The organism is Sphaerobacter thermophilus DSM 20745 (genome assembly GCF_000024985.1).
Classification (GTDB): Bacteria; Chloroflexota; Chloroflexia; order Thermomicrobiales; family Thermomicrobiaceae; genus Sphaerobacter; species Sphaerobacter thermophilus.
Map to the genome: position 1 here is coordinate 1,284,844 of NC_013523.1, position 25,757 is coordinate 1,310,600.

Genomic DNA, 25,757 nt, shown 5'->3' on the forward strand with positions numbered 1-25,757 from the left:
CGCGTGCTGGCGGCATTGCGCCGGTTCCGCTTCACCGAGTTCCAGTTGCTCGTCGTGCCGTCGTTGATGGCCATCGTCGGGCTGCTCACCATCTTCCTGGCACGCACCGGCACCGTCGAGTGGACCTGGCGAGACATCTGGGTCAGCCTCGCCTATGTGGCCATGCTGATCGGTATCAGCGCCTGGCTCAGCATCTCCGGGTTCAAAGGGGACCAGGTGCTCTTCCCAATCGTGGCGATGCTCGCCGGGCTCGGATTGCTCATGACCCAGCGCCTGCAGCCGGTTCTAGAGGCCAAGGGCGCCGCCTGGGCCCGCTTGCCCGAGCGTCAGCTGATCTACCTGGCGATGGGGCTGGTGCTGTTCTGGGGCATGATGACCTTCGTGCGCCAGCTCGACTGGCTGAGGCGGTACAAGTACACCTGGGCCTTCGCCGGCGTGCTGCTGATGGCGATCACCTTCGTCTTCGGCCAGGAAGTGAACGGAGCCCGGCAATGGCTCGACCTGGGGATCGTCACGATCCAACCGGATGAGATCGTCAAGCTCATCCTCGTCGTGTTCCTGGCCGCCTATCTGGACGACCACCGCGCGGCGATCAACAGTGTCTGGCGCCTGGGACCGCTGAACCTGCCGCCGATTCCGTACCTGCTCCCGATGGTGTTGATGTGGCTCATCGCCGTGGGGACGGTGGTGCTCCAGAACAACCTCGGGAGCGCTCTTCTCTTCTTCGGGATCTTCCTCGTCATGCTCTACGTCGCTACCGGGCGGACCCTCTACGTCGTCGTTGGAGCCGCGTCGTTTGCGGCTGCCGTCTACATCGCATACCAGCTCTTCGGCCGTATCGCCGATCGGGTGCAGAACTGGATCAACCCGTGGGTGGATCCCTGGGGCAGGGGACTTCAACCGATCCAGTCGGACTACGCGATGGCCGCCGGGGGGCTGTTCGGGACTGGTCTCGGAAATGGATATCCCCAATTCATCCCCGTGGTCGAGACGGACTACATTTTCGCGGTGATCGGGGAGGAAATGGGGCTGCTTGGGACGATCGGCGTTCTCTGTCTGTACCTGTTGCTGATCGGCCGTGGTTTCCTGATCGCGCTGCGGGCTGAGGACGGGTTTGCTCGGTTGCTCGCGACCGGGCTGACCACGATCGTGGCGTTGCAGACGCTCATCATTGTCGGCGGTGTTGTCCGGCTGATCCCCCTTACGGGGGTGACCTTGCCGTTCATCAGCGCCGGTGGTAGCTCGCTCCTGGCCAACTTCATCATCGTCGCCTTGCTGCTGCGAACCAGCGACCCGGAGTGGAGGCGAGGATGAGACTCTTCGTCCGTGCGGTCGCGCTCGTCGCCGCGGCGCTGGTGGTAGCCTACGGTCTCTTTGCCCTCGGTCAGGAAGACCAGGTCGCGTGGCTCGGAGTGGTCGCGGTCACCTTCTTCCTCCTGGTGGTGGCGCTCTGGCCTTCGTTCCCGGCGGGTGGGGGCAACAACTTCGAGCGCTCGTTGACACGGACCGCGTCGGTATTGTTCGCCGTCTTCGTCCTGGTCAGCGTCCAGTTGGTGCGCCTCCAGGTGGTCGATGCCGACGAGATCAGTTCACGGACCGCGCCGACGGAAGAGGGCACGGTTATGGACCCGCGACAGGCGATCGTCTCGGCCAAGGTCGCGCGCGGCCGTATCCTCGCGGCAGGGGGAGAGCCGATCGCGGACACAGTGATCAACCCGGATGGTACGTGGCGGCGAGAATACGGTGATCCAGCGGCCACCTACCTGGCGGGGTTCTACTCGCCGCTCGCGTACGGGTTGAGCGGACTTGAGCAGACCTACAATGCCTACTTGCGCGGTGAGGAGGGCGGCAACCCCTTCACCGAGTGGCTGGACGGAATCCTGCACCGCGAGCGCCGCGGCTATGACCTCGAGCTGTCGATCGACCTCGACCTACAGCGCCTCGCCCACGAGATGCTGGGCGATCAGGCCGGTGCCGTCGTGCTGATGGAGGCCAAGACGGGCGCCGTGCTCGCGATGGCGGGCTCGCCAACGTATGACCCGGCACGGCTGTACACCAACGCGGGTCCGGATTCCGAGGCCCAGATCGCGGCGGCTGAGGCGTACTGGGCGGAACTGACGCAGCCCGGTAGCTCCGCGCTTCTAACGCGCCCCACGCAGGGCCTCTATGCACCCGGCTCGGTCTTTAAGACGGTCACTGCGGCGGCGGCGATCGAAACCGGCGTGGCGGCTCCGGACACCGTCTATCGCGACGAAGGTGCGCTCACCGTCGACGGGCGCGTGATCCCAGAAGAAAACCGGCCCGACCCGAACCGGGTGAGCTACACACTTGACGAGGCCTACGGCTGGTCGCTCAACGTTGTGTACGCCCAGGTCGGGCTTCAGCTTGGAGCCGAACGGCTGATGCAGTACGCGACGCGGTTCGGATTCGAGCAAGAGATCCCGTTTGACCTGCCGGTGGCGGTGAGCCGGATCTCGCAAGAAGAGGGTTTCCTCAACAACCGCGCGGCGCTGGCGGACACCGCGTTCGGACAGGGACAGCTTTTCGTCACCCCGCTGCAGATGGCGCTTGTCGCCGACGCGGTGGCGAACGGTGGCGAGATGATGCGCCCGTACCTCGTCCAGCGCGTCAGCACGTACGACGGGAAGACGCTTCAGACCCGTTCTCCCGAAGTCTGGAAGCGTGCGATCTCCGAGGAAACCGCCGCCGTCCTGCGGGACATGATGGTGCACGCGGTGGAGAACGGCTGGGCAAGTGACGCCGCTATACCGGGCTACCTCGTCGGCGGCAAGACGGGGACCGCCGAGGCAGGCGACGGGCCGCCGCATGGCTGGTTCATCGGCTTCGCGGGCGTGGAGGAGCCGGAGTACGTCGTCGCGGTCGTCGTCGAGCGCGGCGGTGGTGGCAACACGACGGCACTGCCGATCGGCCGCGAAATGCTCCGCGCGGCCCTCCAGCGGTCCGGCGAGTAGGCGCCCGATTGATGCCTCCAGGTTAGCCGGGAAACGCCGAATATTCGCTCGCCGCGGGCCAATCGGGGCCACCGTCACGGCCCCGATTTTGGTATGCAGACAATGATCCTGGTATAATTGACGGGTGCGGCAGGCTTGGGAGGTCGGGAGTGATTATCAGCCGATCGGTGTTTGAACGTCTCGTCGTTCAGGCGCTCGATGACCTTCCGGAAGAGTTCCTGGCCGCCCTGGACAACGTCGACGTCGTGATCGAGCGCGAGCCAACCCGAGAGCAGCGACTAGCGGCCGGTGTCGGCGGCGGAACCCTGTTCGGACTCTACGAAGGCGTGCCCCAGACAGAGCGTGAGGGGTACGGGTTCGTTCTTCCGGACAAGATTACGATCTTCAAGGGACCCATCATGCGCTACGCCCGCACGCACGCCGAGATACGGGAGATCGTGCGGGACACTGTGATCCACGAGCTTGCCCACCACTTTGGCATCTCCGATGAGCGGCTTCGCGAGTTGGGCCGCTACTGAGGAGGAGACGGAGCCCACGTGCAGAGTCAACGGCGACCGAGCGAGGCGGACAATCAGAAGCTGCCGGGCATCATCGACACGTTCGGAGAGGCATTTGCTCTGGTTGTCCAGCGCCCGTACCTGGCGCTCGTCCCGGTGCTGCTCGACCTCTACCTCTGGCTCGGCGCGAGTCTCTCCGTCAAGCCCCTTGCCGACGAGGCGGAGCGGTGGCTCCGCTCCCTCCCGAATGTCGACGCTGAGGCGATCGATCAGGTCGTGAGGTTCGGGGAGAACTTCGACCTCTTCTCTCTACTTGGGGTGAGCATCCCGACGCTGGTCGGTCAGCTCGGTCGTGGTGCCGTCGCGGCGGTCGGTGACCGGCTGTGGTTGACAGACCTGCCGTGGTGGGCCATCCCGCCGCTGGCCGCGGCGCTGGTCGTCACTGGCCTGATCGTGGGCACGCTGTACCTCACGGGAGTGGCGTATCTGGTACGGGCGCAGCCCTTCAGCCGGCGGTTCTGGCGCGATGCCGGTCGCAACGCCGTGCGGATGCTCGGGTTCGTGGTCATCACGATCCTCGGCGCGATGCTGCTCATCCTGCCGGTCGTCTTCACCAGCGTGCTGCTGATGGTAATCGGGATCAATGCCGTGCCGCTCCTGGTGCTGCTCGCCTGGTCGGCCGGGATGTGGCTGTTCTTCCTGCTGTTCTTTGCGCAGTACGCGATCGTGGTGTCGGATGTTGGTCCGCTGCGCGCCATCTACCTCAGCTACAACGTTGTGCGGCGGAATATCTGGGGAGCAGCCGGATTCATCGTCGTCTATTTCGTGATCAGTAACGGCGTACCTGTGGCGCTCAACCTCCTCACCAGCTCTCCGGTGGGTGTGGTGCTGGCCATGGGTGGGAACGCCTTCATCGCAACCGGGGTCATCGCTGCGGCGATGCTCTTCTACCGGGACCGGGCGCGGGCGCTGGGCCAACCCGGTCCACTGTCCCATTCCCCGGCTGGCCCAGCGAGTTGAAAGGTCGTAGTTTCGTGGCTGAAGCACTTCTCTCCAAGTACGACGCGTCCAGCATCCAGGTGCTGGAGGGACTGGAAGCCGTCCGTCGTCGCCCGGGTATGTACATTGGGACGACCGACATTCGTGGCCTCCACCATCTCGTGTACGAGATCGTCGACAACAGCGTTGATGAGGCCCTGGCCGGGTACTGTGACCGGATCGACGTGACCATCCATCCCGACAGCGCGGTGACGGTCGTGGACAACGGGCGCGGCATCCCGGTGGATGTTCACCCGAAGCTGGGGAAGTCGGCGCTGGAGGTCATCATGACTGTCCTCCATGCTGGCGGAAAGTTCGGCGGCGGCGGGTACAAGGTTTCCGGCGGGCTCCACGGCGTCGGCGCCTCGGTTGTCAACGCCCTGTCGGAATGGGTCGTTGTCGAGGTGCGCAAGGACGGGGTGCTGTATCGCCAGCGATACGAGCGCGGGCGGCCGGTCACGCCGGTGGAGCAGGTCGGCGAGGTTGGTCCCGACGAGCACGGCACCAAGACCACGTTTAAACCGGATGCTACGATCTTCGAGTCGCTCAACTACAACTTCGATACGCTGATGCAGCGCTTCCGGGAGATCGCCTACCTGACCAAGGGGCTCCAGATCAGCTTCCGGGATGAGCGCACCGACCGCGAGATGTCCTTCTACTTCGACGGAGGAATCGTCTCGTTCGTGCGGCACCTAAACCGCCGCCGCCAGGTGCTCCAGCCGCGGCCGTTCTCCGTCTCGCGGGAAGTGAACGGCAACCTGATCGAGGTGGCGCTGCAGTACAACGACGGCGTGGCCGAGTCGACGTACACCTTCGCCAACAACATCAACACGATCGACGGCGGCACGCACCTGACCGGTTTCAAGGCGGCGCTGACACGGACGATCAATGACTACGCGCGCCGGGCCGGCTTCCTCAAGGAGACCGATGAGAACCTCAGCGGTGAGGATGTCCGCGAGGGCCTGACAGCCATCGTCAGCGTCAAGCTGCCCGAGCCGCAGTTCGAGGGGCAGACCAAGGGGCGGCTCGGGAACGCCGAGGTTGCCGGCCAAGTCCAGTCGGTGGTCAACGACGCCCTTGCGACCTACCTGAACGAGAATCCGCAAGCTGCCCGTCGCATCGTGGACAAGTGCGTCACCGCGGCGCGTGCGCGGGAGGCGGCCCGCAAGGCGCGCGAGCTGGTGCAGCGCAAGGGCGCTCTCGACACGTTCAGCCTGCCCGGCAAACTCGCGGACTGCCAGGAGCGGGACCCAGCGCGGGCGGAGCTCTACATCGTCGAGGGTGACTCGGCGGGCGGCTCGGCGAAGCAGGGGCGCGACCGGCGCTTCCAGGCGGTCCTCCCGCTTCGCGGGAAGATCCTGAACGTCGAGAAGGCGCGCCTTGACCGGATGCTCCAGAACGAGGAGATCCGCGCCCTCATCACGGCGCTCGGCACGTCGATCGGCGATCAGTTCGACCCGTCGAAGCTCCGCTACCACCGAATCATCCTGATGACCGACGCTGATGTGGACGGGGCGCACATTCGGACCCTGCTGCTGACGTTCTTCTTCCGCCATTTGGAGAGTCTGATCGTTGACGGGCGGCTCTACATCGCCCAGCCTCCGCTCTACCGCCTGCAGTCGGGCAAGGAGATCCACTACGTCTACTCGGATGCGCAGCGGGACGAGATCATCGCCGCAGGCGGCCCGAACAAGACGTGGGAGATCGTCCGGTACAAGGGTCTGGGCGAGATGAACCCGGAGCAGCTCTGGGAGACGACGATGGATCCTGAGAACCGCACCCTGCTCCAGGTGACGCTGGAAGACGCGGTGCGGGCTGATGAGACCTTCGACATGCTGATGGGGAGCGCTGTGCCACCGCGCCGCCGCTTCATCCAGATGCACGCGCGCGAAGTGCAGAACCTTGACGTCTGATCCGGAACGGCTGGAGAGGGCCGGGAAAGCCTTGGAGGGAACCGCGACGTCGCGGGAAGCCCTGCCGATCGCGTTGGATGCATCAGGCGGTGATCGAGCCCCGGAGCAGCCGGTCGAGGGCGGCGTCCGGGCCGTGCGGGAGCTGGGGATCCCGGTTGCGCTGGTCGGGCGCGCAGCAGAGGTCGAGCGTCTCGTCCGTGGGCTCGGCGGCCCGTTCCCTGGACTGACCGTCATCGACGCCCCCGAAGTCGTCACCATGGAAGACCAGGCGGTCGCCGCAGTGCGGCGGAAGAGCCGTGCGTCGATCCCGGTGGCCCTCGAGGCGGTCAAGGAGGGGCGAGCGGCCGCGTTCGTCTCCGCCGGCAATTCGGGAGCGGTGGTGGCCGGGGCGCTCTTCGGTCTGGGACGCCTGCCGGGAATCGACCGCCCGGCGATCGCGATCCCATTTCCCAAGATCGCGGGGGGCTCCGTGCTGCTGCTGGACGCGGGGGCGGTGACGGACCCACGGCCGCAGCATCTGGTGCAGTATGCGCGCCTCGCCTCCGCGTACCTGCGCCACGTGAACGGTGTCCCAGAGCCACGAATCGGACTGCTCAGCAACGGCGAGGAGGCCATCAAGGGGAACGCGCTGGTGCGGGAGACGCACAGCCTCCTCGCGGAGACGCCCGACATCAACTTCGTCGGGAACGTTGAAGGCAACGCGATTCCCTCCGGGGCGGTCGACGCCGTGGTCTGCGACGGGTTCACCGGGAACGTCGTGCTCAAGACTGCGGAGGGGACCGCGGCAGTGGTGCAAGCCGCGTTGCGGGAGGCGTTGACCGCCAGGTGGTATACCCGGATCCCTGCGTTGCTCCTTCGAGGGACGCTGCGCCGGGCGGTCCGTCGCCTGGACTACCGAGCGTATGGTGGCGCGCCGCTGCTCGGCGTGCGGGGCATCGTGATCATTGCACACGGCAGGTCCGACAGCACCGCGATCATGAACGCGGTCGCCGCGGCACATCGAGCGGCAACCTCCGGGCTCGTCGAATCCCTTCTGGGCGGAATGGTGGATAAAGAGGCCCGACGGGGTTAGAGTGAGAGCCTACCTCTGCCATTGAGCAGGGCGGCGCACACAGACACATCACCGAGGCGCCGGCGCTCCCCGTCCTCATGCGCTGGTGTGCACTCCACGGAACGCATACTGGGCGGGACTTCTGCACGCGAGTCCCGCCCAGGTTCGCTATCGGCTTGCTGAACTAGTCGGCAGCCGCGGCCTCGCCGCTCACCGCACGCTTCAACTGCGTCCCCGGCTTGAAGCTCGGGCTGCGGCGCGACGGGATGGTGATCCGCTCGCCGGTCTGCGGGTTGCGGCCTTCGCGCGCACCCCGCTCGCTGATCCGGAAGGTGCCAAAGCCGGTGATGGCGACTTCATCACCCGACGCCAGCGCCTCGCGAATCGCATCGAAGGTGGCGTTGACGACCGTGCTGACGTGACTCTCCGGCTGCTGAACCTTCCGTGCCACCGCCTTGACGAGGTCGCTCTTCCTCATGAGTCGATCCCTCCCATCGTCGGCCGCGAAGGCCGTTGTGACGAAACGTCGCGTCCACTATAGCACATCTCGATGCTAGATCAAGCTTTGTGGCGCGTATGTACGCTTATCGTCTCACCTTCACCGCGCAATTCACGTGCCCGGCGCTGTCGCGCGGCCTCGAAAAGGATCACGGTTCCCGCCATCGCGGCGTTGAGCGATTCCAGACCGCCTGCCAGCGGGATGCGCGCCGTCCCGGTCGCAAACTCCCGTGCGGCCGGGGAAAGCCCCTCAGCTTCGCTGCCGATAATCACGCAGGCCGGGGCGGTCCAATCGATGGCGTCGTAGACAGTTTCCGCGTCGCCGGTGGCGGCGATCCGGGTGGCGATCCCGGCGATGTGGGGGGCCGGCGCCCGCCAGTCCAGGTAGGCGATCGGGAGGCGGAAATGCGCTCCCATCCCGGCGCGGACCACCTTCGGCGCGAACGGGTCGGTTGTGCCCGCGGTCACGTACACGCCGTGCGCGCCGGCCCCGAGTGCCGCGCGTAGCAGCGTCCCCAGGTTTCCCGGATCGCGGATGCCGTCGGCGATCAGAAACAGCGGCGCGGTGGCTCCGGCGCCAATGTCGCCACGCTCGCCGAGTTCCGGGAAGGGGACGATGCCGACAACGCCCTGTGGCGTCTCGGTGTCAGCGATCGACCGGAGCAGGGCACTGGTCACCGGGATTACCCGCGCGCCGCGTGCGTGGGCCGCCGTCGCCAGCTCCGTTAGCGCGGAGTGCTCCTTCTCTGCGTCGATGAAGAGGACCGACGGGACAGCGCCCGCATCGAGGGCGTCAGTGAGGAGGCGCACGCCCTCAACAAGAAAAGCCCGCTCAGTGTAGCGGGCCTTCCGTCTCTGAAGCGATCGGGCGAGCTTCACCCATCGGTTCTGGCTGCTGGTGACCGTCGGTCCAAAGTCACCCATGGCCTCCGCGGCTCTCACAGCGCCTGCTTGGCCACCTCGACCAGCCGCCCGAATGCAACGCTGTCGCGCACCGCCAGGTCGGCGAGCATCTTCCGGTCAACCTCAACGCCGGCCTTGTTGAGCCCCTCGATGAAGCGGCCATAGGGCAGGCCGTGCTGGCGCGCACCGGCGTTGATCCGCACGATCCACAGCCGGCGCATGTCGCGCTTGCGGTTGCGGCGGTCGCGGTACTGGTTAGTCAGCGACCGAATGACCGCCTCATTCGCAGTCCTGAAACGGCGGCTACGCGAGCCGCGGAAGCCTTTGGCCTGCTTCAGAATCTTCTTGTGACTACGGCGCCCAACGGTGCCGCGCTTGACGCGAACCATCTCGTGTCCACTCCCTCGTCAGACGCGCCGGACTAGGAGCCGTACGGGAGCAGCCGGCGGAGCTGCTTGCGGCTCGCTGGGGCGACCTCGACCATCTTGTCGAATGCTCGCAGCCGGCGCTTGGCCTTCTTGCGGCGGAGGTGGCTGCGCTCGCCATGCATGCGCATGATCTTGCCACCCGCGGAGATCTTGAAGCGGCGCTTGGCACCGCTGTGGGTCTTCATCTTCGGCATCGCTGTGTCCTTCTCGCTCCCGTGGCGCAGCCTACTGCTCCGCGCCTGATCTCTCGTTCGCCTCGGGCCGCTCAGCCTCGCCACGCTCCGGGGCGGGGGCTTTCGGGCTCAGCATCATCACCATGGTCCGGCCTTCCATGTGCGGTGGTTGATCGACCACCGCGACCGGAGCCAACTGCTCCGCCAGTCGATTGAGCAGACCCTCGCCGATGTCCTGGTGCGCGATCTCGCGCCCGCGGAAGAGGACGGTGATCTTTACCTTGTCCCCTGACTGCAGGAACCGGTAGGCTTGCCGGCCCTTCGTGTTGAGGTCGTGGTCGTCGATCTTGGGCCGTAGCCGAACCTCTTTGACCACAACCGCTCGTTGCTTCTTGCGCGACTCCCGCTCGCGCCGGCTCTCTTCGTACCGGAACTTGCCGTAGTCCATGAGCCGGCAGACGGGCGGCGACGCATTCGGCTGAACCTCGACCAAGTCGAGGCCGCGCTCCCGCGCCATCTCGAGCGCGTCGCGTGTCCGCATGACACCGATATGCGTGCCGTCCTCGTCGATGAGGCGAACCTCCGGCACGCGGATCCGCTCGTTGGTTCGTACCGGTCTGGTAGTGCTGATGGATGCCTCCCGTTGAACAATACAGAGCCGCAGCATCGACGACCGCGCGTGCTGCGGCAATCAGGCGAACCTCGTTCGAAATCTTAGCATAGCCGCGGCAAGGCGGTCAATTTGGCCGACTCGCCAGATTCGGGTCGTCAGGGCGCTCGAAGATGACGACATCGCCCTGCTCGAAGACCCGTGGCCAGCCAAGCTGCTCGAACGCCGCGAGGCGTTCCGCAGGATAGGGCGGGCCGACCGTGCACCCAGGCTCATAGCCCTCGCGCTCGTGCGTGCCCACGTAGATATAGCGTACACGGTATCGTTCCAGCAAGTCGCGGGCCATCGGGCTCGCGGGGTCGCTGTAGATGGCGTTCACGTGCTCCTGGCGCTGCCCGATGTCGGCGAGTTCTGCCGGGCGACCGCTGCGCCACTGGTACTCGTGAAAGTGCCAGCCGATCACGGTTGGGATCCCCGTGGCCATCGACACCCGATCATGGGGCAAACCGGCCGCCACGCCGTAGGAGCAGCCGGGCGCCTCGAGCACCACGTCGCCGGGCCGCGCATTTTCTGCCAGCCACTGGATCGCCGCTCCCTCGGCCGGAGCCGTGTTGGCTATGTAGGCGAGGGCGTCTAAGCCTCGCCACTCGCGGAAACCATCCGTCCAGCGGTACGCGGACAGCGGCGGGTAGAGTGCGGCGCCGAGCATGACAAGCGCCAGAACTCCGCCCGCAGCCCAGGTGGGCGCGCGGCCCAAGACGCTCCGCAAGTGAGGCAACGCCAGGACGATCGCCGAAGCGCCGGCGACAGCCAGGATCGCCCAGACCTGGAAGTACACCTTGAAGACGGTGTTCATCCGGTCACCAAAGGCATCTTGCAGGAACGCGACCTCGGGAACCAGAACCAGTGCCCAGCCGAATGCGAGGAGCGCCCCCGTCGCGCGCAGCGCCGGTTCGGCTGGCGCTCGCCGCAGCAGCAACAGCAGGAGCGCCAGTGGGAGGCCGATGACCCAGAGGGCCGCGAACTTCGCCACGGACCCGATCCCGACGGCGATGGGCACGGCCGCCGCGAGCAGTCCTCCCGCCGGGCGCCGCCAACGTGGGCTGAGGAACCAGAGGGCAGAGAGGAGGAGCGCGGTGATCCCCAGGAACAGGCCGTAGATCGTGAGGAGCGACGTCGCCGCGCTGCGTGGCCAGATCACGATACCGATGGTGCGGACGAGCCGACCGACGACAGGGAGGTCGGCGATCCAGGAAGGGATGCCATCCGCACTGGTCCCGACGGCAGGCGTGTAGTCGAGCGCGAATGGCAACGCGGTGAGCAGGGCTGCGCCGACGAGGACGCCGAGCGCCGCGATGACGCGTCGGAGCTGGCAGCGACCCGCCCCCAGGAGCAGCCCGCCGCCGGTGAGCGCCAGGGCGGTCGGAAGATCCCAGGAATTGATCGCATAGAGCGTCCCTGCGACGATCCCGCTCGCTGCCAACGGGGAGAGGAGTGGTCGCAGACCTCCACGGGATCGTCCACTCGCCCCCTGGAAAAACAGCCCTACCGCCAGCCCGATCGTGGCGATGAACAGTGGGTAGGCCAGGACGTGCGGGTGGAGATCCCCTAAGACGAACGAGAAAGCGGGGAACTCGTTGATTGTCGGTCGCGGCCCACTGGACCCCGGGACGCCGTGGTCTACGATCACGCGCGACGCCTGCCAGCCGACCCCGGTCCACCAGCCGGCCTCGAGCGTCGCCGATGGGTCGCGCAGGAAGCGGAGCGGCGCCACCAGGTTACCGATGCCGACGAGGAGGAACGCACCGAGGACTCCACCCAGCCCTGCACTGCCGCGTCCGTTTGTAGGCTTGCCGGCGTAGGCAGCGCGGACGATGTTGGTCGCGGTACCCGCAGCCGCGACCGTGGCGTAGGCGAAGGTGGTCGCGAGGCTGAGGCTGAAGGCGACGCCCGGGGTGGTTCCGGAGATGCGGGCGAGGGCGGCCATCAAGACATATCCCAGGTAGTAGTAGTTGATCGGCTCCCCGGCGAACCACGGATCAGGCGGCGGCATTTCGGTCGCGCGGATGGCGCTCGCCAGCATCGCCATGTCCATCGGCTTTTCGGTATAGGCGGCGTCGGGGTTGAACCCGCGGAAGACGACATAACCCAGGAAGAGTGCCAGCGCAACGGTGGGCCAGAGCAGCGCCGTTGCCACGTTGCGCCGGAGGTAGGGGAGTATCTCGCCGCGACGGATTTCCCACACCCAGAGGACGACGCCGATGACAAGAGGGAACGCGACCAGGAGCGTGTCGGTGAAGCGGGTGATTCCTGTGGCCGCCAGCCACCACGGTCCAGCAACGGCGAAGAGGAGTCCCAGCGGCCCCGCGAGGCTCAGCCCGCGGTCGGGGAGGCCGGGCGTCGCCCGGAAGACGGCCGGGTAGAGCAGCGCACTCAGCGTGAGCACGACGCCGTACCAGACGAGCGCCTGCGTCAACGAGCCGGCAACGCTCATCGTGTCCCCCGGGTTGCCAGCGGCGCGAGGCTGGGGAACGGGAGCACCTCGTAGATGCGAGTGTTCCCCGACTCGAACGCGAGCCGCAGGTCGGTGCCGAGCATCTGGTCGAAGGCTGCCAGTCCCTCGGGCGGGGCGTACGGCTCGGCCGGCTGCGTTGCCCCGGCGAAGGGTGCCTGGATCACCGTAAAGCGCTCCACGTCGCCGACGACGATGTAGCGCACGCCGTAGCGGCGCAGGAGCGTGCGCTTCTCCCCGACATCCGTGCTGGCGTAGATGCGCCGCACATCAAGCAGGCGCTCGTCGATCTCCGGCCAGGGGCGCTGCTGGCGCTGGTGGCGGTCCCAGCCGAGCACGTCGGGCAACCCGGTCGCGGCTGAGATGCGGCTCCCGTTGCCGCGGTACGGTCCGATGCTGGCCTCCAGAATGACGGGGAGGCCGTCGGCGTGCTCGCGGAGCCATTGGATCGCGTCGTAGTCTCCGCTGAAGTCGATGGGCTGCCCCGCCGCGTTCGCGATCCACGAGCCTCGCATCCAGGCCAAACCGTCCAGCGTCGGCGCGGTGGGACTGCCCGGCATTCGCTCGGCAAGCCGGGTGCGGGTGGCGAACAAGGGATACGCGAGGCCAGCCAGGATGAGGACCACCGCACCTGCGAGCGCCGCGCGGGCCACCAGGGACGGCACGGTGTGTTCTACCCCACGACGCTGATGGCCGCGAGCATGCGGACGGGCCACGAGGCCGATCGGGGCTGAGCCGATGTCCGAACGTGCGACTCGGATCAGCCACGCCAACGCGACCGTCGCGCCCAGCGCGTAGAGGGCCCAGCTCTGGAAGTAGAATTTGAAGACGGTGTTCATTCGGGCCCAATCCGAGCCGCTCAGGTCGTCGACGACGTAGACGAGGTCCACCCCCAGCCCGATGCCGACGGCAGCCGCCAACGCGAGCGCAGCCATCGCTGCACCCGGCCGCTCACGCAGGCGGAACCAGAGCGCCGCGGCGACGGCGAGCGCGGGAATGAGCGCCGCGGCGGTCGGCCGCACGGGTGCCAGAGCGCCCACCGGGACGCCAAGGAGCGGCAGGACGAGCCGGGCCGCCGGGATGCCTCCGCCAAGCACCATAGGGACGCCGAATCCCATCATCGCCGCGCCGAAGACGGTGATCGCGATCCCACCCAGCGAGAGCCATCCAACCGGTCCGAGCAACAGGACCACGACCGTGTACCCACCAAGTGCGGTGACGACGGCAGCCAGGGCGGCGACCGTATCACTCTGGCTACTGTCCCGTGCCTTCTCCCGCGTCGTGAGCTGCCGGGCAGCGAACGTCCCGCCTGCCGCCGCGAGGATCCCGAGGAAGGGCCCGAAGTGGACCAGGTACTGGAGCGGTGGTGTGCCCTCCGTCGTGCGGGCAACCCCGCCTACCAGGACGACAAAGCGGCTGAAGAACGGCTCGAACAACCAGCGGGCAATAGCGACGAGGGCAACGGTGTGGAGCACGGCAAGCACGACCGAGCGTCCGGGAGATCGCTTGCTCCGGAGCGCGGCGGTTGCCAGCACGGCTCCCGTGAACAGGACGGTCAGCGGGAGGTCCCAGGAGTTGATGACCGCAATCGAGCCGCCGGTCAGGGCGACGGCACCGCTCCAAAGCCACGGCCAGGCTCCGCCGCGGGTGTCCGGCGGGCGGAGTAGCCAGGCGTAGAGCAGCGCGAGGAGCAGCAGCGTCACCGGCAGCGCCAGCAGATGGGGGTGCACGTCGGCCCAGAGTAGGCTGAAGTACGGGAATTCCGTGATGGCGTAGTCGACGACTCGGCTGCTTTGCCAGTAGTCGACGCTGAGCGAACCGGTCGTCAGAATCTGACCGAGCGCGTCGAGGTTTCCTATGCCGACGGCCAAGAGCGTGCCCACAACGCCGCAGCCTACAATCGTGCGTGGACGTTCGAGGCGCAGCACGCGGCTGCAGAGCGCTGCTGACAGGCTGAAGGCTCCGGCGGTGACCAAACCCGCCAGCGTGGCGGCTGCGAGCTGGAAGCCGATCTCTGGAGGCACGCCGGTCAGCTTCCACAGTAGGGCCACCAGGTAGAAGCCGTAGTAGTAGTAATTCATCACACCGCCCGCGAACCACGGGACGTATGGCGGTAAGGTAGCGCTCCGCCCGATGGCGCTGATGTAGGCCATTTCCATCGGCTTTTCGCCGCCCCAGTACGTGTGCCAGAGGTCGGGGTTGAGGGAGCGGAGCAGCAGGAAGAACCCGAACCCGATGAGGAAGGCGACTTCGCTCGCCACGATCACTGGCCAGCGGGCGCGCACCTCATGCATGAGTGCCGGCAGGTGCGCGCGGAGCCCACTCCAGGCTGCGAAGGCGGTGATGGCAACGGCGGCAATGATCCAGGGCAGCGTGAAGCGGCTCACGCCCAGGCTTGCGCCGATCCAGACGATGTAGCCGACAGCGATCAGACCCACGGTCCGTGTGACACCCCATCCCTGGTCCGGGAAGGCGCGGAGCAGGAGCAGCGTCACTGGCAGTGTCGCGAGCGCCAGCACCGCGAGCGCGACGAGCCAGACGACGGTGGCGGCCGCGCCGTTCCGCGTCAGCCTGGCGGACCACCCAAGGTCATCCGCGGCCAGGCGCTGCCCGGGCGGCATGCCGTCCAGGAGGTAATTGTCCGGTCGCTCGCGGGTCGGCGACCACGGCTGCGCCAGAGCCCAGGCGAAGCGCTGGCGCAACTCGTCGGCAGAGAGCCGCTCGACCTTCTTATAGATGCGTACCTCTGGGTGGTCGTAGACGCGGAAGCTTTCGTCGGCCGAGTCGTCTACGATCGTGACGGGTCCCAGTCGCGGATAGTTGGTGCCGTGGTAGACGAGCTGGAAGCCGAGCTGGCCGCTCTCGAGCAGGTGGTAGTACTGCGTATAGACCGGGTAGCGCCAGGGCAGGCGCGGTATCGACGAGGATAGCCGGTCGCTGGAGAGCACGATGTAGTCGGCCTCTGCCAGTTGTCCGGTAAGGTAGGCGAAGGCCGATTCGTTGTCCCGGTCGGCATAGAGGTCGAGCGTCAGTGTCCGGTACGTGTCCGCGGGCCGCCCGCCGATGGGGATTGGTAGAGCGTCGTCCCAGTACTCGGCGGTGAGGGTCGCGCCGGGTGGGATGTTGCGGTAGATCCACTCTGATGCCGCGATCCGGGGGTGCGTCTGCGTGTAGATCTGCACGAATGCCAGCGCCCAGGCGACGGTCCCCAGTGCGACGAGGCCGACCAGGCTCCAAGCAAGCACCCGGCGCCATCGGTGGATGGCCTGGCGGCCGGCCAGGTCCGTGAGCCACGCGGCGGCGAGGATGACCAATGCCGGGACGATCGGGGCCATGTAGCGCAGGAACTTCGCGTCGGCGATCCCCACCAGCGCGAAGTAGGAGAGGACCCAGGTCACGAGGATGACATCACCCGGGGTGCGGCGACGCAGCGTGCGCCGAATGCCGGCGACCGTTCCGCCGATGGCGGCAAGCCCGAGCGGCGGACCGAGCCCCCAGCGGACCAGATTGTCGATCTGGTACACGCCGCGGGTCGTGCCGACAAATTGCCGGGTGAAGGGCACGTCGAACCGGCCGCTGACGATCTCCCACTGGGTCACCGCGTCCTCGACGAAGGGGACCGGCCGCCACAGTGCGTACGGCTCAAATACGGCGAAGACGAGCAGCGCCGCGACCGCTGCAGCGCCGAGCAGGGGCATTGCCGAGCGCCCGACGAACCGCCAGCGGCCATGTAGGTTGGGTGCCAGGGCCGCGACGAGCACCGGCATCACGAGCGTGACGACGCTGACCTTTGTCGCCAACCCCGCGCCCACCGCGGCACCGGCCAAGACAGCCCAGCGCATCCCTCGGGTCTCCCACAGGCGCAGCGCCGCAAACAGTGTCCCGACTGAGAAGAAGGTGATCCAGGTGTCGGTCGTGAAGAAGTGGGCCAGTTGGATCAGGATGACGCTGGCGGCGAGCAGGAGTCCGGTGAGCACGGCGGCGGCTCGCCCGTAGACCCGAAGTGCGAACGCCATGGCGAGGAGCACGGTGGCGGTGTCGAGCAGCGCCGTCAGGGGGCGGCCCAGGTCCGCCACGTTCTGGTAGGCGTGGTAGTCAACCCCGGTCAGGTGACCGACAAACCACCCGACGATCGCCACGATGTAAAGGGGCAGGCTGCCGTAGGCGAACGACTGGGGCCTGCCGTCGGCGTCGTCGGCACGAGGGTTGAGCGGGCTCCGGGCCGGATCAAAGATCGACGACAGCTCACCAACCGCCGGGGCGTTGATGCGGTCACTCACCACGATGGCGATGAAGCGCTCGTCAGGGTGAAGGTACCAGCCATCATCCCAATTGTGACCGAAGAGTCGGAGGCCCAGGGCGAGGGCGAGGATCGCGCCAACGACGATATACCAACCGGCGCGGGGTACGAGTACATTCCTCATCGCTGCGAAATCATAACAGCGGGGCCATACCAGGACAATCGGACCGTTGACCCTCTGTCTGGGCGACGCCTATACTCGGGCGACGGGTTGTGGGTGGCGGCACAACCCTTGTCCTCGACGATGGGAACGCATCCATGCGCACCCTCAAGGTGATCGTCGGCGGTGAAGGTAACGTCGGGAAGACCTCGCTGATCCGCAAGTATGCCAAGGGAAAGTTCAGCGAGGCCCGCAACATCACGCTGGGCATCGATATCACCACGCAGGAGTTCAGCGTCGACGGCGAGACGATCCGCCTGGCGATCTGGGACATCGAGGGCCAGGCAGGCAACCGGCCGAACTTTTACATCGGAGCCCAGGCCGGAATGCTGGTCTACGACGTGACCGAGCCCGCGTCGCTCCAGGCGTTGACCGAGTGGCATGCCCGCTGCGTCCGGTATGCCCCGGACGCGCCTTTGATCATCGTCGGCAACAAGATCGACCTCGGGCTCGTCTTCCCGCCGACGTGGGGCCGAGTGCTGGCGCGGCATCTCGGCTCGCCACACGGCTTCCTCTCCGCCAAGACGGGGGAGAACGTGACGCAGGCGTTCAGCCTCCTGGCCGAAGCGGCATACCGGCACGCACGTGCCTCACATCGATAGGCTGCCATGGCCATCTCTGTTGTATTCCTTGGCTCCCCCGCATTCGCGGTTCCCTCGCTCCGCGCGCTCGCCTTGGACGCGCGGTTCACTATCCCGCTCGTAGTTACCCAGCCGGATCGCCCGGCAGGTCGCGGCCGCCGGCCACGACCACCAGCGGTGAAGGACGCGGCTATAGAGTTGGGCCTGCCGGTCTTCCAGCCTGAGACGCTGCGAGACCCGGCCGCAGTGGAGCGCCTCGCGGCCGCCGTACCGGACGTGTTGGTCGTTGTCGCCTACGGAGAGATCCTCCGCCAATCCGTCCTCGATCTCGCGCCCCTCGGGTGCCTCAACGTGCACCCGTCGCTGCTGCCGCGCTATCGCGGTTCGTCGCCGGTGCAGGCGGCTATCTTGAATGGCGACACCGAGACGGGGATCTCGATCATCAAGCTTGTTCGCCGCATGGACGCGGGCCCGATTGTCGCCCAGCGCCGGGTACCGCTCGATGGGACGGAGACGGCCGGCACCCTGTCAGAGCGCCTTGCCAACCTGGCCGCGGAGATGCTGCCGGATGTGGTCGCCGCTTGGGTCGCCGGGGAGCTTGAAGCCGAGCCGCAGGACGACGCGGCCGCGACCTACACCCGGGAGTTGACCACAGCCGACGCGCGGATCGATTGGGGCAAAGACGCCGCGGAAATCGAGCGGCTGGTGCGGGCGATGCAGCCATGGCCGAAGGCGTGGAGCATCCTCGAAGGTCGGCGGCTGGCGGTGCTTGCCTGCGACATATCCCACAAGCCCAGCACAGAACCCCCCGGCACCATCAATGTGTCAGCCCGTCCTCCCCGTGTCGCCACCGGGACCACCGACCTCGTTCTCCTGCGGGTTCAGCCGGAGGGAAAGCGCGAGATGGCGGCCGAGGATTGGGCCCGCGGCGCGCGTCTCCCCCATGGTGCGCGGTTTGCGCCGGTGGAGTAGGAGAGTTGCCCACAGGTAGGAGAGTGAGAACGGATGGCCGACTCGGTTCCCACCGAGTTGATTGAAGAGTACCGCCAGCGCCAGCGGGAGCTGGCCCACGCCGTCATTGAACGCTCGCTCACGAAGGCGCCGACCGTCATCGCCGCGGTTGACGTTCACCTCCGCGGCTCGTGGGGCGTCGCCGCCGCCGTCGCCTACACCTATCCCTCGCTCGAGGAGATCGACCACCATGTCGCCACCGGGCGGCTCACCTTCCCGTACATTCCGGGTCTACTCTCGTACCGCGAGGCACCGCTGTGCCTTAAAGCGATCCGCGGTCTAGCCCAGGAGCCGGATCTGATCCTGGCGGACGGGCAAGGACGGGCGCACCCCCGCCGTGCCGGTATCGCCTGCCACCTCGGCGTTGAACTGGGCCTACCGACCATCGGCGTGGCGAAGTCAATCCTCGTCGGCCGCCATGATCCACTCGGGGAGGAACGGGGAAGCGTTGCGCCCCTCGTGGCCGACGACGAGGTCGTCGGCATGGCCGTCCGCACCCGCACCGGCGTCACCCCGGTCTACGTCTCGGTCGGCCATCTCATCACACTGGATGAGGCAGTCGACTGGACGCTTCGCACGACTACCCGCTATCGCCTTCCGGAACCGTCGCGCCGGGCACACCGGCTGGCGCAGGTTACCGCCCGCACGCTCCCCACCGACGCACCTTGAGACTGACCTCGACGCTGACCCCTGTGCTCTTCCCTGGCCCCAGACCGGAAGACCGAACGCGCCCTGCCACTTGCGCGTTGGCTGTGCCGGGGACAGATGACGATCGTCTCCTCGTCCACTTCCGCCCCGGTGTTACCCAACGACTCCGCGACCCATGTGGCGCACGGCCCATCATCCCAACATCCCCAGCCGTGAACGCGAACTGCACCAGGCTCTGCTGGGGCATCACCGCCCGGCGCAGAGCGAGTTCCTGGGTACTGTAGGATCCTTCGACTTGACGCGGATTCAGGACCGTCAAATTGGCCTCGGCTGTCGTGTCGCCCACCGAGCAGGTCAACTTGGCATTGAACCCACCGAAACCCTCAGGATTCCCACCATCATGGGCGCGCCGCAGGAGTGCGCGTGCCTCGGGATCGCCCGTGATCGAGGTGTCGACCGTCATCAAGGCTTGTCCCTAAGCACCGATTTGGCAGTAGAGTAGCCCGCGACTGGCAGTGGACATAATCAGTGGAAGCGAGGTGCCGTGATCGCACTCTTGGTCGCTAGGGTCAGGATCCACGGGCAATCAGGCATTCCGTCGGCCCTCATGCGCTGGGATAATCGACCGGCTTGGTGGGACGCCCTCTATCAACTGGCACCGGAAACGGAAGAATCCGGGATGGATCCAGCATGGAACACCTAGGTAGCCCGAACGTCGTCCGCTGCGACGCGTATCTCTGGCGGACGACGACACGATCCGTAGGCAGACAAGCCAATCGGCGGCCCGCGATGGCTGGTACAAACGGATCGCGTCCCATGACAGGTTCAAAGAGTGGCCCTCGACGGTCCCGGGCACCTGGACGCGCTCCTGGCAATTGTACGAGGCCACGATGCCACCCACGCTCGCGCCAGCGAGGCAGAGGGGCGCCATCTCGGTGTCGGGACGGGGCGAACCGATTTGCGGATAAGCGCACTTATCCGCATACACTCGTATTGCAGCTCTAGGAAGACCTCTTCTATCCTCAAGGAAGGCCGCGAGCGCGCGCGTCGCGACGCCTTGACCCCAGTAATCCGGGCCGATGCAGTAACCGACCATCCGCCGGCCCGCGTCGTTCCAGCTCACGATGTTGCCTGCCACCCGGCCGTCAACCAGGATCATGCGGGCGACCGCCACGCCATCGCGCAGGACCTTCGACCAGTGCTCCTCTTGGGCCTCCCGATCACGGGTCGGGAACCGTGTCATCGCGGTTGCCTCAGTGTCGAGCTTGTGCTCGAAGAAGCAAGGCTCGTCGTCGTCCAGAACGCCTCGCAGCACGGCCTGCAATCCCGGTGCTTCTCCCACGCTGGGGTGCACCCGCGGTTCCTCTCACCGCCCGCCTGTGGACGGCATCCGGTCATTCCTTGGCATAGGCACCGCCATGGTGGGCGGCTTCACGGAGGATGTCCCCGAGAACGTCCCAGTCCACGTCGCTAAGGCGCTTGAAACGGATGCAGCTCTTTCCGACGCTGGCCTTCGGGAGACGCTCTTTATGTCGCTCCGGGACATACTGCCCGTCGACCACAGCATGGACGTAGACAGAGATATACCGCTTCTGGCTGGCCAGAGCCACGACGGCCGTGTCTCCCTCACGCCCGGAGGCGTAGCGAAAACGATACGGCCCGTAGCCGATCATGCCGGAGATCATGACCGGAGCCAGGTCTGGGACCGTCGCGCGGATGAACTCATGCAGTTGCTGGACTTCACTTCGCCGCGGTTCGTCCAGCAGCTCGAAATACTCCTCCGGGCTCTGGGCCTCGGTGCTCGGCGCCAAATCTGGCTCTCCTTCGCTTGACGTGCATCAATAACCGACGTTGAAAGGCAGACCTGTAGCTCGAATCGGGCACCCGAACGATGCTCCTGGTCGGCGCACCCGTCAGTGTACACTGCCCAGAAAGGAAGAACGCCGGGTCGTGCGGCGGCGTGTTCGGGGAGGACGGGCAGTGGAGCGTTTCCTGAAGTGGCTGTTGCCGGCCCTCATCGTCGTCGAAATCGTCCTGGTCCGGGGCGGCGTGCTTACACTCGGGCAGGCAGTGGCGATCGTGGTCGCCATCGAGGGCGGCATAGCGCTGATCGCCGCGCGGCAGGCGATCGTCGCCGTGCGCCGCTTCCGCGCCGGACGGAGCGCTGGGGTTGACCCGTGGACCGCCGCCGAGGACGCGCTGACCGTCTTCTTTCCGCGGGTCATGGCGCGATTTCTCGTCATGGAGCCACGCGTCTGGGCCTGCCTTATCCGCTGGGTCACGCGGCGCTACCGACACGGTCCAGACGACTTTCCGTATCACTCTGGCTCCATCCTGGGCATCTTCATCGTCGTCATACTCTTCACCACGCCGGTCGAGATCCTCCTGTTCGAGTTGCTGATCCCCTGGACCTGGCTCCGCTGGGTGTTCCTGATCCTGGCCATCTATGCGTTGGTCTGGGTCTTCGGCCTGTACGCCTCGCTGGTGGTCCTCCCCCACCGCCTGGAATCCGATGGCCTGCGCGTCCGCTACGGCGTCCTGTATGAAACCGTGATCCCACGCGACCGGATCATTGGCATCGAGGAGGAGCAGCGCAAAGTACCCGGCGGCCGCGAGGGCCTGATCTTCCCTGACGGCGAAACGGGCGTTGCCTACCTCAGTATCGGCGGCCGCACGCACTTGAGGATCGAGGTGGCCGAGCCCGTGCAATTCCTTACGCTCACCGGGCCCTCACGGCCGATCGACGTGTTGAATCTCGCGGCGAACCATGCGGATCGGCTGAGTGCCGCGTTGCGCGAACGCCTTCCAACGTTGAGCCGCGACGACCGCGGCCCCGGCGCGCTCCCCGCAGCGTGAACCGGCGCTATACTAGGCAAGCATGTGCCGATTGGTTGGAATCGGTGATGAGCGGGCAGGTCGCCGCTCGGTGCGCCCTCGCCCTCACCGGGCACGAGTGACACGCGGCAGCGAGTGGTAAGGAGAGTACGCGGCGATGACGATGTCGGTGAAACGGAAAGTTCGCGGTGGTGTGGCGCTGATCAAAGCCCTCGAGGCACACGGCGTCCGCACCACCTTTGGTATCCCCGGAGTGCATACCCTCGACGCATACGATGCCCTCTATGACAGTGATCACATCGCCACGATTCTCCCCCGCCACGAGCAAGGTGCAGGGTACATGGCCGACGGGGCCTATCGCGCCACCGGCAAGCCCGGGGTGGCCCTCATCGTCACCGGCCCCGGTGTCACCAACGTCGTGACCGCAGCGGGCGAGGCGTTCGCTGACAGCTCGCGGATCGTCATCATCGCCACCAATCTTGAGCGCAAGTACCTCGACACGCTGGAGGGCAACCTCCACGAGATGAAGGACCAGATGGGCGTGATGCGCCCCGTCACGAAGTGGGCGCACCGCGTCATGTCGGCGAAGGAGATCCCGGGCGCCGTTGCCGAGGCCTTCCGGCAGGTTCAGACCGGACGTGGACGACCGGTCTACCTGGAGATCCCGATTGATGTCATGGCCGAGGAGGTCGAGATCGACGAGCTGCCGGTTGGCGAGGGCGAGCGCACGGCACCCAACCCGGAGCAGGTCGCGGAAGCGGCCGACCTGATCGCGGCGGCGAACCGGGTCTTCATCTTCGCCGGTGGTGGTTGCGACGACGAGGAGGTTTCACCGCTGCTGCGCGAGCTGGCGCATGAGCTAGGCGCCCCGGTCTGCACCTCCCTCATGGGCAAGGGTGCAATCCCGGAGGATGACGACTGCGCCGTGGGTGCCTTCGGTTACCGCTGGTCGCCGGAGAGCCCGATCGCCTCTCTCATGAAGGGCTCCGATCTCACCATCGCGATCGGCACCGGTCTTGGGGTGCGCACGACCGCGCAGGGCACCATGCCGCTCCCGACGCCGCTGATTCACATCGACATCGACCCGCATGAGATCGGGCGGCGCTACCCCACCGCGGTCGGCATCGTGGCCGATGCCGCGCTCACCCTGAAGGCGCTGCTCGAGGCGGTGCGCGCCGGGAAGCGGCCGAAGGAGCGCTGGTCGGTCGAGGAGATTCGTGCCGTGCGCGAGGCCAACTTCCAGCCCGCGAACGAGCGCGCTGAGCGTTACGTCGCGTACCTGCGGGCGCTGCGCGAGGCGACGCCGCGCGACGCGATCGTCACCTGCGACATGACGATGATGTGCTACGAAGCGGTCCGCTACTTCCCCGTCTACGAGCCGCGGACCTTCACCTTCCCGCGCGGGTTCGGGACGCTGGGATCCTCGCTGCCGACGGCGCTGGGCGCCAAGATCGCCCGGCCCGACCGCAAGGTCGTGTCGCTCAACGGCGACGGCGGCTTCCAATTCACGATGCAGGAGCTGGGTGCTGCGGCGCACCACCGCATCCCGGTCACCATCGTGATCTTCAACGACAGTACCCATACGGCGGTCAAGGTGGCTCAGCGTGAGGCCTACCCCGGCCGCTATATCGACGTCGATCTCGTGAACCCTGACTATGTCAAGCTCGCGGGCGCCTACGGGATCACGGCGGTGCGTGCCGAGTCCCCCGCCGCCCTGAGCGAGGCGCTGGCGTCCGCGCTGCAGCGGGAGGAGCCGGTGCTGATCGACGTGCCGATCAAGCTGGAGCAGTACTAGGACGCCTCGCGCGGCATCGCACCCGGTTTCGGACCGGGCGCCGTGCGTGCGAGCGTGATCGTCGTTTGCCCCCGCCGACCCCGCTGAGGATCGGCGGGGGCTCCGGTATAATCCTGACGTGTTCAGCCGTGTGGGCCCGGTCCGGGCCGCATTGCCCAGATACAGATAGGGGTGCTCGTGACAACCAGTCCCGAGACGACGGAGGTAGTGGAGACCACGCCGGCGTCGGGTGCGCGACGGCCTCAGGTCTTCAACTGGCTGCTGCTGTTGATCGTCTTCGTCGGCGGCATCTGCAGCATTGGCATCGAGCTGACAGCCTCGCGCCTGCTCGGCCCTTACTTTGGTGACTCGACGATCATCTGGGCCAACCTCATCGGGCTGACGATGCTGTACCTCTCGATCGGGTACTACTTCGGGGGCCGGGTGGCCGACCGGTGGCCGAGAGCGACCCTGCTCTTCGCCATCACCGCCGTGGCCGGCTTTGCGACGGGCCTGATCCCGTTCATGTCCCGCCCGATTCTCGAGCGCTCGCTTGTGGCCTTCCAGGACCTCGCGGTCGGGGCCTTCTACGGATCCTTGCTCGGAGTCATCCTCCTGTTCGCCGTGCCGGTGACCCTGCTCGGCTTCGTATCGCCCTTTGCCATCCGCCTGCGCCTGCTCAGCGTCACCTCTGCCGGGAATACCGCCGGGTCACTCTATGCGCTCTCGACGGTCGGGAGCATCATCGGGAGTTTCCTGCCGGTTCTCCTGTTGATCCCCTGGGTCGGCACGTACAAGACCTTCTACACCTTCTCCCTGATCCTGATCGGCACTTCGGTCCTTGGGCTGTTGCTCCTGCGGGCCCGTGTGATGGCACTCGGCGCGCTCCTGCTGGCCCTGATCGTCCTGACCGTCGCCGCGCTCTGGGAGACGAGCTCGATCCGACCGCCGGAGTACGGGGAGATCGTCTACGAGGACGAATCCCAGTACAACTACATCCAGGTCGTCCGGAACGGGACCGCTCACTACCTGTCACTGAACGAGGGCCACGCGATCCACTCGATCTACGACCCGGAGCGCCCGTTGACCGGCGGGCCCTGGGACTACTTCATGGTTGCACCCTACTTCAACCCGGATACCAGTCCCAGCGACGTCCGCAGCATGGCGTTGATCGGTCTTGCGGCCGGCACGGTGCCCAAGCAGGTCACCGCGGCCTACGGGCCGATCCCGATCGACGGGGTGGAGATCGACCCGGATATCGTCAAGGTCGGTCGCGAGTACTTCGACATGAACGAGCCCAACCTGAACGTGTTCGTCCAGGACGGACGCTATTTCCTGGCCTCCACCGATCGCAAGTACGATGTGATCGGCATCGACGCCTACCACCAGCCGTACATCCCCTTCCACCTGACAACCCGGGAGTTCTTCCAGGAGGTGCGTGACCATCTCACGCCCAATGGCGTCGCGGTGGTCAATGCCGGGCGTACCGCGACCGACTTTCGACTGGTTGATGTGATCGCCTCGACCATGAAGTCGGTCTACCCGAACGTCTACATCATCGATGTCGGGCGCTTCGCGAACAGCATGGTGATCGGCACCAACCAGCCCACCGATATCGCCAACTTCGCCGAGAACATCGAACGCCTGCCGCCGGGGTTAATCCGGACCGTCGGCGAGATCAGCCTGGAGACGGGGAATATCCGCGAATGGACCTCGACGGACCCGCGGCTAGTCTTCACCGACGACTGGGCGCCGGTGGAGCGGGTGGTCGATTTGATGATCATTGACACGGCGACGGGGCGCTAGCGGTGGAGGTCGGATCTCAGACGTTATCGGTCTTCCGGTTCAGGTGC

The 25,757-nt window shown here is 66.5% G+C and carries 21 protein-coding genes; 12 read left to right on the top strand and 9 right to left on the bottom strand.

What is annotated here, in order from left to right; translation table 11 throughout:
- Window positions 1–3 precede the first annotated feature (3 nt).
- From STHE_RS05840 to plsX, 6 genes are all read left to right on the top strand, one after another.
- On the top strand, window positions 4–1,314 hold the full coding sequence (locus tag STHE_RS05840; RefSeq protein ID WP_012871645.1) for an FtsW/RodA/SpoVE family cell cycle protein: 1,311 nt from the start codon (window positions 4–6) through the stop codon (window positions 1,312–1,314).
- Window positions 1,311–2,972, top strand: a complete 1,662-nt coding sequence (locus STHE_RS05845; RefSeq protein WP_012871646.1) for a peptidoglycan D,D-transpeptidase FtsI family protein — start codon at window positions 1,311–1,313, stop codon at window positions 2,970–2,972. The genes STHE_RS05840 and STHE_RS05845 overlap by 4 nt, the downstream gene beginning before the upstream one ends.
- A gap of 149 nt (window positions 2,973–3,121) precedes the next feature.
- Window positions 3,122–3,490, top strand: coding sequence for a metallopeptidase family protein (locus tag STHE_RS05850; RefSeq protein WP_012871647.1), 369 nt, complete (start codon window positions 3,122–3,124; stop codon window positions 3,488–3,490).
- An 18-nt stretch (window positions 3,491–3,508) separates the two neighbouring features.
- Entirely contained in the window at window positions 3,509–4,489 is a 981-nt protein-coding gene (locus tag STHE_RS05855; protein WP_012871648.1) for a hypothetical protein, read from the top strand.
- A gap of 14 nt (window positions 4,490–4,503) precedes the next feature.
- Entirely contained in the window at window positions 4,504–6,420 is a 1,917-nt protein-coding gene (gene gyrB / locus STHE_RS05860; protein ID WP_012871649.1) for a DNA topoisomerase (ATP-hydrolyzing) subunit B, read from the top strand.
- Window positions 6,421–6,451: 31 nt separating this feature from the next.
- Window positions 6,452–7,492 (top strand): phosphate acyltransferase PlsX, encoded by a 1,041-nt coding sequence (gene plsX, locus STHE_RS05865; RefSeq protein WP_012871650.1) that lies wholly within the window; start codon window positions 6,452–6,454, stop codon window positions 7,490–7,492.
- Between the two features lie 163 nt (window positions 7,493–7,655).
- Here the strand turns inward: plsX and STHE_RS05870 are convergent, their stop codons facing one another.
- From STHE_RS05870 to STHE_RS05900, 7 genes are all read right to left on the bottom strand, one after another.
- Complete coding sequence (locus tag STHE_RS05870) at window positions 7,656–7,949, bottom strand: HU family DNA-binding protein (RefSeq protein ID WP_012871651.1); 294 nt, start codon at window positions 7,947–7,949, stop codon at window positions 7,656–7,658.
- 80 nt (window positions 7,950–8,029) lie between these two features.
- Window positions 8,030–8,893, bottom strand: a complete 864-nt coding sequence (locus STHE_RS05875; RefSeq protein WP_041398869.1) for a TrmH family RNA methyltransferase — start codon at window positions 8,891–8,893, stop codon at window positions 8,030–8,032.
- A 14-nt stretch (window positions 8,894–8,907) separates the two neighbouring features.
- Window positions 8,908–9,261 (bottom strand): 50S ribosomal protein L20, encoded by a 354-nt coding sequence (gene rplT / locus STHE_RS05880; protein ID WP_012871653.1) that lies wholly within the window; start codon window positions 9,259–9,261, stop codon window positions 8,908–8,910.
- A gap of 32 nt (window positions 9,262–9,293) precedes the next feature.
- Window positions 9,294–9,494 (bottom strand): 50S ribosomal protein L35, encoded by a 201-nt coding sequence (gene rpmI, locus STHE_RS05885; RefSeq protein WP_012871654.1) that lies wholly within the window; start codon window positions 9,492–9,494, stop codon window positions 9,294–9,296.
- 31 nt (window positions 9,495–9,525) lie between these two features.
- The gene (infC, locus tag STHE_RS05890; protein ID WP_217155856.1) at window positions 9,526–10,062 is read right to left on the bottom strand and encodes a translation initiation factor IF-3; all 537 of its coding nucleotides are present in this window, start codon (window positions 10,060–10,062) and stop codon (window positions 9,526–9,528) included.
- 148 nt (window positions 10,063–10,210) lie between these two features.
- Window positions 10,211–12,577, bottom strand: a complete 2,367-nt coding sequence (locus tag STHE_RS05895) for a DUF2298 domain-containing protein (RefSeq protein WP_012871656.1) — start codon at window positions 12,575–12,577, stop codon at window positions 10,211–10,213.
- Complete coding sequence (locus STHE_RS05900; protein WP_012871657.1) at window positions 12,574–17,019, bottom strand: DUF2298 domain-containing protein; 4,446 nt, start codon at window positions 17,017–17,019, stop codon at window positions 12,574–12,576. The genes STHE_RS05895 and STHE_RS05900 overlap by 4 nt, the downstream gene beginning before the upstream one ends.
- A gap of 134 nt (window positions 17,020–17,153) precedes the next feature.
- Here STHE_RS05900 and STHE_RS05905 point away from each other — a divergent pair, with 134 nt between their 5' ends.
- From STHE_RS05905 to nfi, 3 genes are read left to right on the top strand one after another with little or no spacing between them, the layout of a single operon-like run.
- On the top strand, window positions 17,154–17,657 hold the full coding sequence (locus STHE_RS05905; RefSeq protein ID WP_012871658.1) for a Rab family GTPase: 504 nt from the start codon (window positions 17,154–17,156) through the stop codon (window positions 17,655–17,657).
- Between the two features lie 6 nt (window positions 17,658–17,663).
- Complete coding sequence (gene fmt / locus STHE_RS05910; protein ID WP_012871659.1) at window positions 17,664–18,608, top strand: methionyl-tRNA formyltransferase; 945 nt, start codon at window positions 17,664–17,666, stop codon at window positions 18,606–18,608.
- A 33-nt stretch (window positions 18,609–18,641) separates the two neighbouring features.
- Window positions 18,642–19,316: a deoxyribonuclease V gene (gene nfi / locus STHE_RS05915; protein WP_012871660.1), complete on the top strand. Its 675-nt coding sequence runs from the start codon at window positions 18,642–18,644 to the stop codon at window positions 19,314–19,316.
- A gap of 565 nt (window positions 19,317–19,881) precedes the next feature.
- Here nfi and STHE_RS17855 read toward each other — a convergent pair.
- Window positions 19,882–20,649: a GNAT family N-acetyltransferase gene (locus tag STHE_RS17855; protein ID WP_012871661.1), complete on the bottom strand. Its 768-nt coding sequence runs from the start codon at window positions 20,647–20,649 to the stop codon at window positions 19,882–19,884.
- 40 nt (window positions 20,650–20,689) lie between these two features.
- Window positions 20,690–21,106, bottom strand: coding sequence for a DUF1801 domain-containing protein (locus STHE_RS05925; protein WP_012871662.1), 417 nt, complete (start codon window positions 21,104–21,106; stop codon window positions 20,690–20,692).
- Between the two features lie 169 nt (window positions 21,107–21,275).
- Here STHE_RS05925 and STHE_RS17860 point away from each other — a divergent pair, with 169 nt between their 5' ends.
- The 3 genes from STHE_RS17860 to STHE_RS05940 all read left to right on the top strand — a co-directional run bounded on the left by STHE_RS17860 (window position 21,276) and on the right by STHE_RS05940 (window position 25,710).
- The gene (locus STHE_RS17860) at window positions 21,276–22,151 is read left to right on the top strand and encodes a YdbT family protein (RefSeq protein WP_012871663.1); all 876 of its coding nucleotides are present in this window, start codon (window positions 21,276–21,278) and stop codon (window positions 22,149–22,151) included.
- A 136-nt stretch (window positions 22,152–22,287) separates the two neighbouring features.
- Window positions 22,288–23,925 carry a thiamine pyrophosphate-binding protein gene (locus tag STHE_RS05935; protein ID WP_012871664.1) on the top strand — a complete coding sequence of 546 codons (1,638 nt, stop codon included), beginning with the start codon at window positions 22,288–22,290 and terminating at the stop codon, window positions 23,923–23,925.
- A gap of 177 nt (window positions 23,926–24,102) precedes the next feature.
- Window positions 24,103–25,710: a spermidine synthase gene (locus tag STHE_RS05940; RefSeq protein WP_012871665.1), complete on the top strand. Its 1,608-nt coding sequence runs from the start codon at window positions 24,103–24,105 to the stop codon at window positions 25,708–25,710.
- Window positions 25,711–25,757 lie beyond the last annotated feature (47 nt).

Excerpts from the sequence above, each read along its gene's own strand:
- STHE_RS05935 (WP_012871664.1), top strand. The coding sequence starts at position 22,288 with ATGACGATGTCGGTGAAACGGAAAGTTCGCGGTGGTGTGGCGCTGATC.
- nfi (WP_012871660.1), top strand. The coding sequence starts at position 18,642 with ATGGCCGACTCGGTTCCCACCGAGTTGATTGAAGAGTACCGCCAGCGC.
- STHE_RS05845 (WP_012871646.1), top strand. The coding sequence starts at position 1,311 with ATGAGACTCTTCGTCCGTGCGGTCGCGCTCGTCGCCGCGGCGCTGGTG.
- STHE_RS05875 (WP_041398869.1), bottom strand. The coding sequence starts at position 8,893 with ATGGGTGACTTTGGACCGACGGTCACCAGCAGCCAGAACCGATGGGTG.
- STHE_RS05905 (WP_012871658.1), top strand. The coding sequence starts at position 17,154 with ATGCGCACCCTCAAGGTGATCGTCGGCGGTGAAGGTAACGTCGGGAAG.
- STHE_RS05870 (WP_012871651.1), bottom strand. The coding sequence starts at position 7,949 with ATGAGGAAGAGCGACCTCGTCAAGGCGGTGGCACGGAAGGTTCAGCAG.
- rplT (WP_012871653.1), bottom strand. The coding sequence starts at position 9,261 with ATGGTTCGCGTCAAGCGCGGCACCGTTGGGCGCCGTAGTCACAAGAAG.
- STHE_RS05900 (WP_012871657.1), bottom strand. The coding sequence starts at position 17,019 with ATGAGGAATGTACTCGTACCCCGCGCCGGTTGGTATATCGTCGTTGGC.
- STHE_RS05895 (WP_012871656.1), bottom strand. The coding sequence starts at position 12,577 with ATGAGCGTTGCCGGCTCGTTGACGCAGGCGCTCGTCTGGTACGGCGTC.
- rpmI (WP_012871654.1), bottom strand. The coding sequence starts at position 9,494 with ATGCCGAAGATGAAGACCCACAGCGGTGCCAAGCGCCGCTTCAAGATC.
- fmt (WP_012871659.1), top strand. The coding sequence starts at position 17,664 with ATGGCCATCTCTGTTGTATTCCTTGGCTCCCCCGCATTCGCGGTTCCC.